The following is a 16,476-nucleotide window of genomic DNA, read 5'->3' as shown; positions in this document are numbered from 1 at the left end:
CGGCGTGCCGCCGCGTTTACCAGTCTGCCCCATCCCAACCCCCTCCCTCGGGAGGAGTTTGTCGCACGCGGTTGGAAATTTCCCAACTATATTTCAGCCTTCAGCACATCCGCGGTCTGTTTGGTGCGGAAGGCGTCGAGTTTCGCCGCCAGAGCGGCATCCTGCAAAGCGAGGATCGACACGGCGATCAGCGCGGCGTTCTTCGCCCCGTTGATGGCCGTCGTGGCCACGGGAACGCCCGCGGGCATCTGCACGATCGACAGCAGCGAGTCCAGCCCGTTCAGGGCGCGCGACTTCACGGGAACGCCCACCACGGGCAGCGGAGTCATCGAGGCCACCATGCCCGGCAGGTGCGCCGCGCCGCCGGCCCCGGCGATGATCACGCCGATACCGCGCTCCCTGGCCGTCTTGGCGTATTCGCACAGCAGATCGGGCGTGCGGTGAGCGCTGACCACCCGTTTTTCGAAATCGACACCGAACGCTTCGAGCATGGCGACGGCTTCGGCCATCACCTCGTAGTCGCTCACAGAGCCCATAATCACGCCTACTTTCATATGAATTCGTTTTTTTATATCACTTAAAACCCGTCTCTTGAGCGGACGGAGAACCGGCGCCGGAACGCCCCGACCTGCCACCGCCCCTGAATCCCGTCTTTCGGACGGGTGAAAAAAGCAGACCGCCACGACATCGCATGTCATGGCGGTCTGGTATCTATCCGAGCACCCCACGAGCAGGCATCTGCTGCCCCAGGGACGCTGCACGTCGCATCTGCTGCTGACACGCCCGCGAATAGAAGGCAGCGGCCTGGCCCTGCTGTTTCTTTCGTTCGCGTTGGTCGATATTGCAACCTGAATTCATGAGAATTAACCTAACAGTTGTAAAAACAACGTTACAAAAATAGCGCTTTTCGACATACTTTCAAAATTCCCGGACAGATTCTATCGACAATTTATCGACAATCCTCCCGGCTCATCGAATAGGGCGCATCCCCGGGCTTCGCGCCCCGGTCTTTGTCTGGCTCCGGCTGCATCCCGAAGGCGATCTTGGCGCCGCCGAGCAACTCGCCGTATTCGAGGAACGTCTTCCCGGTGACCTTGCCGTCGACGGTCATCCGTCCCACATAACGGTTTTCAGCGCAGTTCTGCGGGGCGTCGATCTCCACGGTCTGGCCGTTCTCCAGATGGATCGCCGCTTTCCGGAACAGCGGGGAGCCGACCGCATACTCGTCCGATCCCGGGCACACGGGATAGAATCCCAGAGCCGAGAAGACATACCACGCCGAGGTCTGTCCGTTGTCCTCGTCGCCGCAGTAGCCGTCGGGCTTCGACGAATAGAGGCGGTCCATCACCTCGCGCGTCCACCACTGCGCCTTCCACGGCTGGCCGACGTAGTTGTAGAGGTAGATCATGTGCTGCGCCGGCTGGTTGCCGTGGGCGTAGTTGCCCATGTTGGCCACCTGCATCTCGGTGATCTCGTGGATGCGAAACCCGTAGTAGCTGTCGTCGTAGATCGGCGGCACGACGAACACCGAATCGAGCATTTTTCCGAATTCGGTTTTGCCTCCCATTAGGGTTGCAAGGCCCTCCGGATCGTGGAACACCGACCAGGTGTAGTGCCACGAGTTGCCCTCGGTGAAGGCGTCGCCCCACTTGTAGGGGCTGAACGGCGACTGGAACGTGCCGTCCTCGTTGCGGCCCCGCATCAGGCGCGTTTCGGGATCGAACAGGTTTTTATAGTTCTGCGAAGCCTTTTCCAGCATCGCAGCGTCGTCCGTTTTTCCCAGTTTTTTCGCCACCTGTGCGATACACCAGTCGTCGTAGGCGTATTCGAGCGTCCGGGCGGCATTTTCGTTGATGCCCACGTTATAGGGCACGTAGCCCAGCGTGTTGTAATATTCGTGTCCGAGGCGACCGGTGGAGCTTACCGTGGGATGCACCTTGTCGCGTCCCGCAAGCATCGCCTCGTAGAGCGTGGCGACATCCTCTGCGGGCGTCACTCCTTTCAGGATCGCATCTGCGACTACGGATGCCGAATTGTTGCCCACCATGCAGCCGCGGTGGCCCGGCGAGGCCCATTCGGGCAGGAAGCCGCTCTCGCGGTAGGTGTTGGCCAACCCGGCCTGAATCTCGGCGTTGACCGACGGGTAGACCAGGTTCAGCAGCGGGAACAGACACCGGAACGTATCCCAGAAACCCGTGTCGGTATACATATAGCCCGGCAGCTCCTCGCCGTTGTAGGGGCTGTAATGCACCGGATTGCCTTTGGCGTCGATCTCGTAGAATTTGCGAGGGAACAGGGTCGAGCGGTAGAGACACGAATAGAAGGTCCGGTACTGCTCTTCGGTGCCGCCCGAGACCTCGATCCGCCCCAGCACCTCGTCCCAGCGCTCCTGCGCACGGGCTTTCACCGTCTCGAAATCGGCATCGCCGACCTCGGTTTCGAGGTTGCGCAAAGCCTGCTCTCCGGAGATGAACGACGAGGCCACGCGCGCCGTCACCTGCTCGCCGCGGCGGGTGGTGAAATAGACCGCCGCAAGGGCATGTTCGCCTTCGGCCTCGAAACCTTTCAGTTCGTTCTTTCCGTTGAATACCCGAAAGCCGCTGAACGGCTTGTCGAAGCGGATGACGAACCAGTTGCGGAAATTGTCGGGCACGCCGCCGCTGTTGCGCGTGGTATAGCCCGCAACGGTATGCTCGTCGAGGACCTTCACCGAGGAACCCCGGTCGAAGGCGTCGATCACCACGCCCGATTCGTCCGACTCGGGAAAGGTGAAGCGCAGCACGGCGGCGCGATCCGTCGGAGCCATTTCGGCCACGACATCGTGGTCGGCCAGATAGACCGAGTAATAATAGGGCTTCGCCGTCTCCGACTGGTGGGAGAACCAGCTCTGGCGCGCATTTTCATCAACCTTGTCTTTGCCGCGCACGGGCATGATGGAAAACTGTCCGTAATCGTTGATCCACGGCGAGGGCTGGTGCGTCTGCTTCAGGCCCCGGATCGTGTGCGATCCGTAGGTGTAGGCCCAGCCGTCGCCCATCTTGCCCGTCTGGGGCGTCCAGAAGTTCATGCCCCACGGCAGGGCCACGGCCGGATAGGTATTGCCCGTCGAAAGCGAGTAGTCGGACTGTGTGCCCACGAGCGTCGTGACGTATTCAGAAGGGCGCAGCGAAATTTCGTATTTCGGGGTTTCGCAACAGCCCCAGGCCAAAGCCGAAAAAAACAACAGTATGAGGTTCTTCATTTTTTTTATTCCAAATTACCGGATTGAGTAAAAAGACAAGCTACCGGGCTTTCGCCTCGCAGTAGGCACAGCGGCAGGTCCCGTCCGCCTGACGATGGAACAGCCGGTCGACATCCTCCGTGGCGGAGATGCAGCGGCGGTTCGGGCACTCGTATTCGTTCACGACATACCGTTCGCTGAAGACCGGGGTGCGTTCGAAGGGCCTGTTCTCGTCGGCCCAGCGCAGCAGCGTATAGATCAGCGCCATGCGCACGAACTTTCCGTTCTCGACCTGGCGGAAGTAAGCCGCGCGGGGATCGTTGTCCACGGCGCGCGTGATCTCGTTGACGCGCGGCAGCGGGTGGAGAATGATCATATCCTCCTTGGCGGTCTTCAGTTTCTCGGGGTTGAGCACGAAGCTGTTCTTCACGCGGTCGAACTCCTCCTCGTCGAGGAACCGCTCCTTCTGCACGCGGGTCATGTAGAGGATGTCCAGTTCGGGCATCACCTCCTCCATGGTCTCAACCTCGCGAAACTCCAGACGCGAGTTCTCGGCCATCTCGGCGAGCATGTAGTCCGGAAGGCGCAGCTCCTGCGGAGCGATCAGGATCACCTTGATATTCGAATAGCGCGACAGCGCCTTGATCAGCGAGTGGACCGTGCGGCCGAATTTCAGGTCGCCGCAGAAACCGATCGTCATGTTGTCGAAACGGCCCTTCTCGCGCTTGATCGTCAAGAGGTCGGTAAGCGTCTGCGTGGGATGGGCGTGGCTGCCGTCGCCGGCGTTGATGACCGGGATGCCCGCATACTGCGAGGCCACCAACGGCGCACCCTCCTTGAAGTGACGCATGGCGATGATGTCGGCGAAGCAGCGGATCACGCGCACGGTGTCGGCCACCGTCTCGCCCTTCGACACCGACGAGGAGTTGGCGTCGGAGAAGCCGATGACCTGCCCGCCCAGTTCGAGCATCGCCGCCGTGAAACTCAACCGCGTGCGGGTCGAAGGCTCGTAGAAGAGCGTGGCCAGTTTCTTGCCCCTGCACGCCTCGCTGTACTTGACGCGGTTGGCGATAATGTCCTCGGCCAGAGCTACGATCTGCTCGGTTTCGGCAACCGTGAGGTCTGTGGGATCAATCAAATGTCGCATAAGTTATTTATAGAAGTTCGGATTTTAAATTCTTCAACGGTCCCTCTTTTCGGTCGGTCCCGATTCACGGCCTTCCGCCGTGTTTGCAAACCGGACCCGCCCCTAAATCCCCGCCTCGGCGGAGACTTTGGCTGCGCGGGTATCCGCATTGTTCCGCTTTCATTGCGCCGTCGGTATTTCCCGCTCGCGGCACGCAACGGATCGGCGGAAGGCGCCGGGCGATCGCGGCAAACCCTGATTCTGATTTTAGGGGAGCGATTTTTAGCCTGCCCGGTGATCGGCACGGATGGGCTGTACATGAGGCACTGCCCATTCGGGACGAGCGGGGAAGGACGAAAATCGCCCGCTAAAATCGGAATTATTGCATCCAGCTCTCGTCCGACGGATTGTTGCGGAAGGCGATCAGCCGCGCCTTGTCCTCAGGCTTGATATACCCCTCCTCGGCGGCCACTTCGACCAGCGCGTCGAGGTTCGAAAGGCTGTAATTCGTAACGTTCGCCTCCCGCATGCGGTCAAGCCCCTTCTGCATCCCATAGGTGAAGATCGAAGCCACGCCCAGCACCTCGGCGCCGGCTTCGCGCAGAGCCTCGACCACCTCGATGCACGAACCGCCCGTCGAGATGAGGTCCTCGATCACGACGACCTTCTGGCCCTTTTCGAGCCGGCCCTCGATCCGGTTGCCGCGGCCGTGGTCCTTCGAGCCGCTGCGCACATAGCCCATCGGCAGGTCGAGGATCGTGGCCGTGATGGCCGCATGGGCGATTCCGGCGGTCGAGGTTCCCATCAGCACCTCGGCTTCGGGGAATTTCGTGCGGACGATTTCGGCGAGGCCCGCCTCGACATGGCCGCGGACGACAGGAGCCGTCAGGGTCAGCCGGTTGTCGCAGTAGATCGGGCTTTTGATGCCGCTCGCCCAGGTGAAAGGCTGTTCGGGGCGCAGGAACACCGCGCCGATCGACAGCAGGTCTTTAGCAATTTTCTTCTCCATCTTACTTGAACGCAGGTTCGGCAAAATTCTTCATTCTTTCCCCTCCCCATGGGAAGAGTGTCAACCATGAAATCCGCCGAACCTGCGTTAACGGCATCTGCGATGCCGATTTCATATTGACATTCCCACTAAATCTCCCTTTGGCAAAGGGAGACTTCGGGGCGGAAACCCATTTATTCTTTTCGTTTTTCAGTTTTCATATCTTCGGCGACCCACAACGTCCATGTATCGACGTTGTCGGTCAGGACTTCAGGCAGCGGCAGCGGAATGCGCACATCGGGCGCGATGCCCGCGGAGTCGATCCCGCGGCCTTCCGGAACCCGGCAGGAACGGGTCGTGGGGAGCATCATCCACCGGGTCGGGTCCTGCGGAAAATAAAGTATTTCGCAGTTCGAGAAATCGAGGCACCCGAGCGTGTTATCCTGCCCGTAAACGGTCGTGCGGCGACTGCTGGCCCTGACTTCGAGCACCAGCTGTTCACCCGAGGAGCCGACTTTCCCATCAATCAGCAGCCCCGCCCGGCGAGGCCGCGGCGAGACGGAATCGTAGTGTATCCGGTAGGTTTTCGGTCCGTCCGTCAGGAACTCCCCGGCCGGAGTGCGTTCCATCCGTGCGATCTTCCCGCGTCCACGCTCCGTATCTCCGGCAAACTCCCGCACGTGGGCGACGGCCAGGTCCGAAACGCGGTACTCCATGGCATCCTCCGCCCCTTCGTGGTCGTAGAGCAGCCGGAGCAGCGGTTCATAGGCGCTGTCGCTCCCGCCGCCGTTGCCGCGGATGTCGAGGATCAGGTTTTCACACCCCGAAGCCAGATAAGCCCGCACGGCAGTCCGCACCCAAGCGGTCTGTTCTTCATTCAGGTCGCACGACGGGAAACGGATCAGATACGTTTCGCCGTCCACCCGACAATGGGTGAACTGCGGGTCATAACGCTCCATCCGTGCCGCGTAATCCGAAGGTCGGCGGATTGATTTGGGCCGGTAAGCCCTCACGCCCTCCGTTCCGAGGTGCGAATCGTCGAACCAGCCGAGATACTCGGCAACGGCGTCATACGTGTCGCGCCCCGAAGCGATCCCGCTCCGCAGCCGCTCTTTCAGCGCCCCGTATTCCGCCGCGCGGTTCGCCGTCTTGTCCGGATAGCCCGCATAGGCGCGCTCCACGACGCCGACGGCGAAGTCGAAATCGGAGACTTCGCCGCCTTTCACCGGGACTTGCGCCCCGGCAGGCAACAACAGCCCGGCAACGGCCGCGACAAGCGGCAGAACACGCAGCAAGACACTCATTTATTCCAGCGCCGAACGTAAAATCTTCTCCACCTCCTCGGGATAAATGCCGCCCTCGTGGACCTTCACGCCGTCGACGTAAAACGTGGGCACGTAATAGTAGTCGAACGCGTCGGCCACTTCGGGCTGCTCCGACTCCTCGATCATCTCGATCCCGACGGCGGCCAGCTCCGGATGGGCGGCACGCGCCTCGTCGATGTAACGCAGCGCCTTCTTGCAGAAGGGGCACGAGCGCAGGTAGAAAAGTTTTACCGGTTTCATAGAATTAACAATTTTTGTAATATCGTTCCATCTCACGCAGCCGAATGCCGTATTCGCCGCCTATGGCGGCGTTTACAAATCCGATCCCCCGCCTCAAGCAGGGGCTTGTCGCATCGCGACCACAAGGCAACCAGAACACGGTCTATCCGACGAACTCGGCGACGCACCGGCGGTAAGCCGCCACAGGGTCCTCCGCCGCGGTGATCGGGCGTCCCACGACGATCAGGTCGGAACCGATCTCCCGGGCGCGGGCGGGCGTGGTGACGCGCACCTGGTCCGCCACGTCGCCATCTGCAAAACGCACGCCGGGCGTGACCGTCAGAAACTCCTCGCCGCACGCCCCGTGCACCATGCCGGCTTCCAGCGGCGAGCAGACCACGCCGTCCAGCCCTGCGGCCCGGGTGTTCTGCGCGTATTTCACGATCGTGTCGTTGATCGAGGCGTCGATCAGAAGTTCCTCCCGCATGCGCTCCTCGCTGGTCGAGGTGAGCTGCGTCACGGCGATCAGCAGGGGCCGCGTGCCGTCTTCGCGCGTAAGGCCTTCGCGCGCGGCTCGCATCATCTCGATCGTCCCGGCCGCATGGACGTTGCACATGTCCACGTCCAACCGCGACAGCACGGCCATCGCCTTTTTCACGGTGTTGGGAATGTCGTGGAGTTTCAGATCGAGGAAAATCCGGTGTCCCCGGCGCTTGATCTCCCGCACGATGGCGGGTCCCTCGGCGTAGAACAGCTCCATGCCGATTTTCAGAAAGGGTTTGCGCTCCTCGTCCTTAAAGAGGTCGAGGAACCGGAAGGTGTCTTCCGCCGACTTGAAGTCGCAGGCTATGATTACATCGTGTTGCATAATATACAAATTTAGCATTTATTTTTCACATCGGGTCAGCGTGCGGCAAATTCGGAGTTTCGCAGAACATATTCGACGCATGTGGCTGTCGGAGCCGACGAGGGAAACGCCGAAGGTGCCGCGCGATCACTCGATGCAGCCGATTATGTCGCTCAACTTTTCAATGCCCAGCCGCTCCATTTCGCCGGGCAGCGCCTCGACGATCTCCTTCGAGGCATAGGGATTCACGAGGTTCGCAGCCCCGACCTGCACGGCCGAGGCTCCGGCCATCATCATCTCGATCACGTCGCGGGCCGTCGTGACGCCGCCGCACCCCATCACGGGAATCCGGCACGCCCGGGCCACCTGGTAGACCATCCGCAGCGCAACGGGGAAGACCGCGGCGCCCGAGAATCCGCCCATCGTGTTGGCGATGACCGGACGGCGGCGCGCAATGTCGATACGCATGCCCAGCAGCGTATTGATCAGGCAGATGCCGTCGGCCCCCGCCTCCTCGCACGCCCGGGCGATCGCGACGATGTCCGTCACGTTGGGCGAAAGTTTGATGAAGACGGGCTTCGTCGTCACGGCCTTCACGGCGCGCGTCACCTCGGCGGCGGCGTCCGGACAGGTCCCGAACGACATGCCGCCGTGCCGCACGTTGGGGCACGAGACGTTGACCTCGATCAGCCCCACCTGCTCCTGCCTGTCGATGCGCTCGCAGCAATAGGCGTACTCTTCGACCGAGAAACCCGAAATATTGGCGATGACGGGTTTTCGGAAGAAGGTTTTCAACCGCGGCAGCTCCTCGCGGATCACGGCGTCGATGCCGGGGTTCTGCAACCCCACGGCATTGATCATCCCCGCACCGCACTCGGCGATGCGCGGCGTGGGATTGCCGAAACGCGCCTCGCGCGTCGTACCCTTGAACGAGAACGACCCGAGGATGTTGATGTCGTAGAACTCGCGGAACTCGTTGCCGTAGCCGAAGGTTCCGCTGGCCGGCACGACCGGATTGTCCAATTTGAGGCCGCAGAGTTCAACCGAAGTATCTGTCATAATTGTGAATTTTGAATTATGAATTGTGAATTGTTCTTACCAGATGATTTCATCCTTGGTAAGGACCGGCCCCTCCTTGCAGATACGTTTGTAGCCGTATTTGGTTTTGCACGAACAGCCCATGCAGGCGCCGAATCCGCACCCCATGCGCTCTTCGAACGACAGCTGGCCGTCCTGCTCCACGGCGTTGTAGAGCGCATGGAGCATCGGCAGCGGCCCGCAGGCGTAAAAGTAATCGAAATCCAGCCCCCGTTCGGCGATGGCCGTCGTGACGAAGCCCCCGACGCCCCGCGAACCGTCGACCGTCGAGACGGTGACCTCGCAGCCCAGCGCGCGGAACTCCTCCTCGTAGAAGACCTCCGACGCGGTGTTGAAGCCCAGCACCACCTGCACGGGCTTTCCTTCGGCGAGGAGTCTTTTCGCCAGGTTGTAGAGCGGCGGCACGCCCACGCCGCCCCCGACGAGCAGGGGTCTCCGCGCGTCGTTCTTCGTCGAGAATCCGTTGCCCAGACCCGTCAGCAGGTCGAGCGTTTCGCCCGGCAGCATGCGGCTCATCTGCTCCGTTCCCCCGCCCACGACCTTGTAGATCAGCGCAATCGAGCGATCATCGTAATCGCAGATCGAGATAGGGCGGCGTAAGTACTTGCCCTCCAGCGCAATATTGACGAACTGCCCCGGCGCCGAGATCCACTGCGTATCGCCCGCGAGGGTCATGCGCCACACCGCGTCGGTCAGCGGCTCGTTCGTGAGAATCTTATAGATGCCTTTCTTATACATAATTTTTTCAGCACTTTTGATCCGGCAAAAGTGCCACAAAACCGGCCGACGATCGCCTTCGCCTACTTCATGCGACCTAACGCTGGAAACGGGCGCCTATTCGCGGGTTTGTAAGCAAACCGGCCCCGTTTCTCGCGCTTTTAGTCCGCATTCCGTTGACGGCTCCGGCGTCTTGTCGGAATTTTATTTCGAATCAATAGTCGAAACGCGCAGCGTGATCTCCTCCAGCACATCCAGCAGCACCTTCACCGTCTCCAGCGCCGTGAAGACCGTCACGTTGTTCTCGACGGCCGTGCGGCGTATTTCGTAACCGTCGAGGCGCGTGTTGTGCTGGTTGATGTCGATGGTGTTGATCACGTAGCTGACATGCCCCTGACGCAGCGCCTCGATGATCTCGTTGCTGCCCTCGTTGAGCTTGCGGCGCGTACGGGTGCGGATGCCGTGCGCCCGCAGGAACTCGGCGGTCCCGGTCGTCGCCTCGATGTTGAAGCCCAGGTCGTAGAACCGCTTCACCAGCGGAAGCGCCTGCTCCTTGTCGTGGTCGGCGATCGTCACGAAGATCGTTCCGTAGTTCGAGACGTGCATGCCCGTGGCCTGCAACGCCTTGTAGAGCGCGCGCGTCAGTTTGTCGTCGTAGCCGATGGCCTCGCCCGTCGATTTCATTTCGGGCGAGAGGTACGAATCCATGCCGCGAATCTTGGCGAACGAGAAGGCCGGGGCCTTGACGTACCAGCGCTCCTTCTCACGACCGTAGACCTCCGTGATGCCCTGCTCGCGGAGCGACTTGCCCAGAATCACCTGCGTGGCGATGTGGGCCATCGGCACGCCCGTGGACTTCGAGAGGAAGGGCACGGTGCGCGACGAGCGCGGGTTGACCTCGATGACGTAGACGTCGTCCTCGCCGGCGACGATGAACTGGATGTTGTACAGGCCGACGATACCGATCCGAAGGCCCAGCTTGACCGTATAGTCGATGATCTTGTCCTTGGCCTTCTGGCTCACGCTGAAGGTCGGATAGACGCTGATCGAGTCGCCCGAGTGGATACCCGTATGCTCGACATGCTCCATGATGCCGGGGATGAAGACCTCCTTGCCGTCGCAGATGGCGTCCACCTCCAGCTCCTTGCCCATGATATAGCGGTCGACCAGCACCGGCTGGTCCACGTCGATCTCCACGGCGGTTTGCAGGTAGTGGCGCAGGCGCTCCTCGTTCGAGACGATCTGCATGGCGCGGCCGCCCAGCACGTAGCTCGGACGCACCAGCACCGGATAGCCGATGCGCGCCGCGGCCCGGACGCCCGACTCGATGTCAGTCACGGCCTCGGCCTCGGGCTGCGGAATTCCCAGCTCCTCCATGATCCTCTCGAAGCAGCCGCGGTCCTCGGCGTTCTTGATCGCCTGCGTGTCCGTGCCGATGATGGGCACGCCCAGCTCGGCGAGCGGTTCGGCGAGGTTGATGGCCGTCTGTCCGCCGAGCGACACCACGATGGCTTTCGGTTTTTCGAGATGGATGACGTTCATCACGTCCTCCACGGTCAGCGGCTCGAAGTAGAGCTTGTCGCTGGTGGTGTAATCGGTCGAGACGGTCTCGGGGTTGTTGTTGATGATGATGGCCTCGTAGCCCGCCGCACGGATCGACCAGATGGCGTGCACGGTCGAGTAGTCGAATTCGACGCCCTGGCCGATGCGGATCGGGCCGGAACCGAGCACGATGATCTTCTCTTTCCCGCTGACGATCGACTCGTTTTCCTCCTCGTAGGTCGAGTAGAAATAGGGCACGTAGGAGGCGAATTCGCTGGCGCAGGTGTCGATCATCTTGTAGACCGGGAAGACGTTGTTCTTCTCGCGCAGACGGTACATTTCGTTCTGCGAAAGGCCCCACAGCTGACCGATGTACTTGTCGCTGAAACCCATGCGCTTGGCAGCGCGGAGCGTCTCGACGTCCATCGGGTGTGCGCGGACGACGTTTTCGAACTCGACGATGTTCTTGAACTTCTCCAGGAAGAACATGTCGATCTTCGTCTTGTCGTAGATCAGCGCCAGGTCGACGCCGTTACGGATCAGCTGGCCGATGGCATAGAGCCGGTCGTCGGTTCCCCCCTTGATGTAGGCGAGCAGGTCGTCGTTCGACCACTTGTCGAATTTCTTGTGGTAGATGTGGCAGACGCCCGTTTCGAGCGAACGCACGGCCTTGAGCAGCGACTCCTCCATCGTGCGGCCGATGGACATCACCTCGCCCGTGGCCTTCATCTGCGTGCCGAGCTTGTTCGACGCGTCGGAGAACTTGTCGAAGGGAAAGCGGGCGACCTTCGTCACGATGTAGTCCAGCGTCGGTTCGAACGAAGCCGGCGTATTGGCGATCCGGATCTCGTCGAGCGTGAGTCCCACGGCGATCTTCGCGCTGACGCGGGCGATGGGATAGCCCGAGGCCTTCGACGCCAGGGCCGAGGAGCGCGACACGCGGGGATTGACCTCGATCAGGTAGTATTTGAACGAGAGCGGGTCGAGTGCGAACTGCACGTTGCAGCCGCCCTCGATCTTCAGTTCGCGGATGATCTTCAGCGCCGAGTCGCGCAGCATCTGGAACTCCTTGTTGGTGAGCGTCTGGCTCGGGGCAACGACGATCGAGTCGCCGGTGTGGATGCCCACCGGGTCGATGTTCTCCATGCAGCAGATGCAGATGGCCGTGTCGTTGCGGTCGCGCATCACCTCGTACTCGATCTCCTTATAGCCCTTGATGCTCTTCTCGACGAGCACCTGGTGCACGGGCGAGAGCGAAAGGGCGTTGCGCATCATCTCGCGCAGTTCGGTCTCGTCGTCGGCGAAACCGCCGCCCGTGCCGCCCAGCGTGAAGGCAGGGCGCAGCACCACCGGATAGCCGATCTCCTCGGCCACCGCCACGGCCTCCTCGATCGACATGGCGATGTGCGAAGGAAGCACCGGCTCGCCCAGCGACTCGCACAGCTCCTTGAACAGCTCGCGGTCCTCGGCGCGCTCGATCGACTCGAACGACGTGCCCAGAATTTCGACCTGGCACTCTTTCAGAATGCCCTTCTTGGCCAGCTGCACGGCGAGATTCAGACCCGTCTGTCCGCCCAGCCCCGGGACGATGGCGTCGGGACGCTCGAAGCGGATGATCTTGGCGACGTATTCCAGCGTCAGCGGCTCCATGTAGACTTTGTCCGCAATGTGCGTGTCGGTCATAATGGTAGCGGGGTTCGAGTTGGCGAGGATCACCTCGTAACCCTCCTCCTTGAGCGCGAGGCACGCCTGCGTACCCGCATAGTCGAACTCGGCGGCCTGTCCGATGACGATGGGACCCGAACCGATGACCAGAACCTTCTTGATATCTTTTCTCCTAGGCATTTTTGTGCTCCTCCATTATTTTTGTGAACTTCTTGAACAAATAGGCGCTGTCCTGCGGACCCGAAGCGCTCTCGGGGTGGTACTGCATCGAGAAAACCCGGTCGGCGGCGCACTCCACGCCCTCGGCCGTGCCGTCGAGCAGGTTGACGTGCGTCAGCGTAAGCCCCGTGCCGGCGAGCGAATCGACATCCACGGCGTAGCTGTGGTTCTGGCTCGTGATTTCGAGTTTCCCCGTCACGAGATTCTTCACCGGGTGGTTGGCGCCGCGGTGGCCGAACTTCATCTTGAAGGTCCGGGCGCCGTAGGCCAGCGAAATCAGCTGGTGGCCCATGCAGATTCCGAAGATGGGCAGCCTGCCGCGGAGCTGCTTCACCAGTTCGATCACCGGCGTCACGTCCTCGGGATTGCCGGGTCCGTTCGAAAGCACAAGCCCGTCGGGATGGAAGGCCATGATCTCCTCCACGGTGGAGTTGTAGGGCATGACGGTCACGTTGCACCCCACGCGGTTCAGCAGACGGATGATGTTGTACTTGATGCCGCAGTCGACGGCCACGACGTCGTACTTGTGGTTGGGGACACGCGACATCCAGCGCTTCTTGCAGCTCACACGCGAAACCATGTCGCGCGGCATGACGTATTCGCCGAGCTTGCGCAGGGCCTCGTCGCGCGGCGTCGCCACGTCGGTGATGAGCACCTTCTGGGACCCCTCGTCGCGGATGATGCGCGTCAGGGCGCGGGTGTCCACGCCCCAGATGGCCGGAATGTCGTGCTCCTCGAAGACCTCGTTCAGCGTCTTCGTATAGCGGAAGTTCGAGGGCGAGTCGTTGTACTCACGCACGATCATGCCGCCGATGGTCGGCGTTTTGGTCTCGTAATCCTCGTCGGCCATACCGTAGTTGCCGATCAGCGGGTAGGTCATCACGACCATCTGATCCGTATACGACGGATCGGACATGATCTCCTGATACCCCACCATCGAGGTATTGAAGACGATCTCGTTGATGGCCTCGCGGTCGGCGCCGAAACCGTATCCGTAGAACTCGCGGCCGTTCTCCAAGACAATTTTTTTCGTAAAAGCTTTCATCCTTATCTGTTTGATTCGTAGTTATCGTCATAAACCTCTTTGCCGCCCACCACCGTCAGCACGGCGCGGCCCTGCACCTTCCATCCGGCGAAGGGCGTGGCCCGCCCCTTCGAAAGGAACGTCCCGGGGTCCACGGCATACTCCGCCCCGAGGTCCAGCACCGTAAAATCGGCGGCATCGCCCTCCTCCACGCCTCCTTCGAGCGCGAAAATCCGGCGGGGATTCGCCGACATCAGGGCGACGAGCTTTTCGAGCGTGATCACCCCCTCCAGCACCAGGTATTTATAAAGCAGCGGAAAAGCGGTCTCCAGCCCCACGATGCCCATGGCGCTCCCGGCCAGTCCGCGCGCCTTCTCGGCGGCGGTGTGGGGGGCATGGTCCGTGGCGATGACCTCGATCGTGCCGTCCTGAATGCCCGCGACGAGCGCTTCGCGGTCGGCGCGGCTCCGCAGCGGCGGGTTCATCTTGAAGCGACCCTCCTCCTGCAAATCCTCGTCGCACAGCAGCAGGTAGTGCGGCGCCGTCTCGCAGCTCACGCGCAGCCCCTTCGCCCGGGCGCGGCGCACCAGTTCGACGCTCTCCTTCGTGGAGACGTGGCAGACGTGATACCGGCAACCGGTCTTCTCCGCCAGCGCGATGTCGCGCCCGACCTGCCGCCACTCGCTCTCGGAGCAGATGCCCTTGTGTCCGTGCTCGCGGCAGTAAACCCCGTCGTGGATATAGCCCCCGCGCAGCAGTTCATCGACTTCGCAATGAGCCACGATCGGTTTACCGACAGCCGCGGCCCGGCGCATCGCCTCCTCCATCAGCTCCGCCGACTGCACGCCGCGGCCGTCGTCCGAGAAGCCGACGACCTGCGGGGCCAAGGCCGCGAAATCGACCAGTTCGCCGCATCCGCGCTGACCCATCGTGATCGTACCGTAGGGTTTCACGCGCACCACGGCGTCGCGGCGGATGATCTCCAGCTGCTCACCGAGCGTCGCCGGCGTATCGGGCGCAGGGTTCAGGTTGGGCATCGAGCAGACCGTGGTATACCCCCCGCGGGCCGCGGCGGCCGTACCCGTCGCAATGGTCTCCTTCTGCGGGAAGCCCGGCTCGCGCAGGTGCACATGCACGTCGACCAGCCCCGGCACGAGGTGCCGCCCCCCGAGGTCCACCACCCGGTCGCCCGGGCGCGGTTCCCCGGCGGCCGCGATGCGGCCCCCTTCGACGGCGATCAGCCCCGGTTCGAAACGACCGTTGCGGAAAATCTTCGCGTTGGTGTAAAATGTCTTCATTCGTCGCTGGACACAAAAAAATAGGGCAACCAAAACAGTTACCCTAATAAAACAATAATGCCCGAATCCGTCGGAGACTGGAAACCCGACCAGTAATCCTGCTGCCAGAACGCTTGCGCCGATGCTATGTTGGGTTTACAATTCATAGGATTCAGGTGTCGCTATAATTGTGCACAAAGATAGGGCATTTTCGCCGCCTCTGCAACACTTTTTCCGGAAAAATTTTTCAACATGCCGTATACGCCCTGCCGCACGCACTCCGCATGCGGCGGACCGGAAGGCGCATGTCCGCGGATTTCCGGCGCGGCAGGCCCCGGCTCCCGGAACCGCCCGCCCCGGAGAGCGGACTATCGGACGATGATCAGATCGACGCCCGCCTCCTCGATGATCGAGATCATCTGTTCGGGAATCCGCTCGTCGGTGACGATCACGTCGATGTCCTCCAGCGCGCAGATGCGGCCGAAACCGCGCTGTCCGAATTTCGACGAGTCGGCCAGCACGATGACCTGCGAGGCGGCGTGCATCATCCGCCGCGTGAGTTTCGCCTCGTCGATCGTCGAAGTCGTGATGCCGTGCTCGGGGTCGATGCCGTCCACCCCGAAGAAGACCTTCGAGCAGATGCAGTCGTCCAGTTCGCGCGCGGCCTCTTCGCCCAGCACCGACAGCGACTTCTTGTGCACCGAGCCGCCCAGCTGCACGACGTTGACGTTCTCCGACTCGTTCAGCAGCACGCCCAGCCGCAGGAACGGCGTGACGATGTTCAGGTGATGCCACATGCGCATCTTGATCTCCTCGGCAAAGGCGTAGACGGTCGAGCCGGAGGCCATGATGATCGAGTCGGTCTCGCCGAGCATCTCCGCCGCCCGCTGGGCGATGCGGCGCTTGGCGTCGCGGTTGATGTTGTCCTTCACATGCACGTCGAGGTCCGCAACGTGGGGATTGGCCGGACGCGCGCTGCCGTGCACCTTATATAACAGGCCTTTGCTTTCGAGAATCTTGATGTCCTTGCGGATGGTCACCTTCGTAACGCCCAGTTCGTTGGCAACGTCGGTAATCCGGACGAAACCGTGCTTGTTCAGACTGTCGAGAATGTATTTGTGCCGTTCGGCAATGCTCAGCATATCGGTCGGATATTTAAAGTGTTACAAAAGCAAATATACAAAAAAAGTCGGACGGGCGCACACCCGG

The 16,476-nt window shown here is 61.4% G+C and carries 13 protein-coding genes; all 13 read right to left on the bottom strand.

The genetic code is table 11. The features are described 5' to 3' along the window. Window positions 1–86 precede the first annotated feature (86 nt). On the bottom strand, window positions 87–554 hold the full coding sequence (gene purE, locus BHV64_RS00155; protein WP_217727248.1) for a 5-(carboxyamino)imidazole ribonucleotide mutase: 468 nt from the start codon (window positions 552–554) through the stop codon (window positions 87–89). Window positions 555–949: 395 nt separating this feature from the next. Beyond that, entirely contained in the window at window positions 950–3,241 is a 2,292-nt protein-coding gene (locus BHV64_RS00150; RefSeq protein ID WP_288115430.1) for a GH92 family glycosyl hydrolase, read from the bottom strand. Between the two features lie 40 nt (window positions 3,242–3,281). Further along, entirely contained in the window at window positions 3,282–4,367 is a 1,086-nt protein-coding gene (gene pyrB / locus BHV64_RS00145; protein WP_288115429.1) for an aspartate carbamoyltransferase, read from the bottom strand. 358 nt (window positions 4,368–4,725) lie between these two features. After that, window positions 4,726–5,355 carry an orotate phosphoribosyltransferase gene (gene pyrE, locus BHV64_RS00140; RefSeq protein WP_015547975.1) on the bottom strand — a complete coding sequence of 210 codons (630 nt, stop codon included), beginning with the start codon at window positions 5,353–5,355 and terminating at the stop codon, window positions 4,726–4,728. 173 nt (window positions 5,356–5,528) lie between these two features. After that, on the bottom strand, window positions 5,529–6,638 hold the full coding sequence (locus BHV64_RS00135; protein WP_118406551.1) for a S41 family peptidase: 1,110 nt from the start codon (window positions 6,636–6,638) through the stop codon (window positions 5,529–5,531). Then, the gene (locus tag BHV64_RS00130) at window positions 6,639–6,899 is read right to left on the bottom strand and encodes a glutaredoxin family protein (protein WP_022061318.1); all 261 of its coding nucleotides are present in this window, start codon (window positions 6,897–6,899) and stop codon (window positions 6,639–6,641) included. Window positions 6,900–7,041: 142 nt separating this feature from the next. Then, entirely contained in the window at window positions 7,042–7,746 is a 705-nt protein-coding gene (gene pyrF, locus BHV64_RS00125) for an orotidine-5'-phosphate decarboxylase (protein WP_015547978.1), read from the bottom strand. A 126-nt stretch (window positions 7,747–7,872) separates the two neighbouring features. Next, window positions 7,873–8,784: a dihydroorotate dehydrogenase gene (locus BHV64_RS00120; RefSeq protein ID WP_015547979.1), complete on the bottom strand. Its 912-nt coding sequence runs from the start codon at window positions 8,782–8,784 to the stop codon at window positions 7,873–7,875. 36 nt (window positions 8,785–8,820) lie between these two features. Next, the gene (locus tag BHV64_RS00115) at window positions 8,821–9,561 is read right to left on the bottom strand and encodes a dihydroorotate dehydrogenase electron transfer subunit (protein WP_217727242.1); all 741 of its coding nucleotides are present in this window, start codon (window positions 9,559–9,561) and stop codon (window positions 8,821–8,823) included. A 183-nt stretch (window positions 9,562–9,744) separates the two neighbouring features. Then, entirely contained in the window at window positions 9,745–12,927 is a 3,183-nt protein-coding gene (carB, locus tag BHV64_RS00110) for a carbamoyl-phosphate synthase large subunit (protein WP_022061320.1), read from the bottom strand. After that, on the bottom strand, window positions 12,920–14,011 hold the full coding sequence (gene carA / locus BHV64_RS00105; protein WP_022061321.1) for a glutamine-hydrolyzing carbamoyl-phosphate synthase small subunit: 1,092 nt from the start codon (window positions 14,009–14,011) through the stop codon (window positions 12,920–12,922). Before carA ends, carB begins: the two co-directional genes overlap by 8 nt. A 2-nt stretch (window positions 14,012–14,013) precedes the next feature. Continuing rightward, window positions 14,014–15,288 carry a dihydroorotase gene (locus BHV64_RS00100; RefSeq protein WP_015547983.1) on the bottom strand — a complete coding sequence of 425 codons (1,275 nt, stop codon included), beginning with the start codon at window positions 15,286–15,288 and terminating at the stop codon, window positions 14,014–14,016. 347 nt (window positions 15,289–15,635) lie between these two features. Continuing rightward, window positions 15,636–16,409 (bottom strand): DeoR/GlpR family DNA-binding transcription regulator, encoded by a 774-nt coding sequence (locus tag BHV64_RS00095; protein ID WP_015547984.1) that lies wholly within the window; start codon window positions 16,407–16,409, stop codon window positions 15,636–15,638. Between the last annotated feature and the right edge of the window lie 67 nt (window positions 16,410–16,476).

This window comes from Alistipes sp. 56_sp_Nov_56_25 (genome assembly GCF_001915285.1).
GTDB lineage: Bacteria > Bacteroidota > Bacteroidia > Bacteroidales > Rikenellaceae > Alistipes > Alistipes shahii.
Note: the sequence above shows the minus strand (reverse complement) of the source record. Positions and strands in the feature narration are given on the sequence as shown.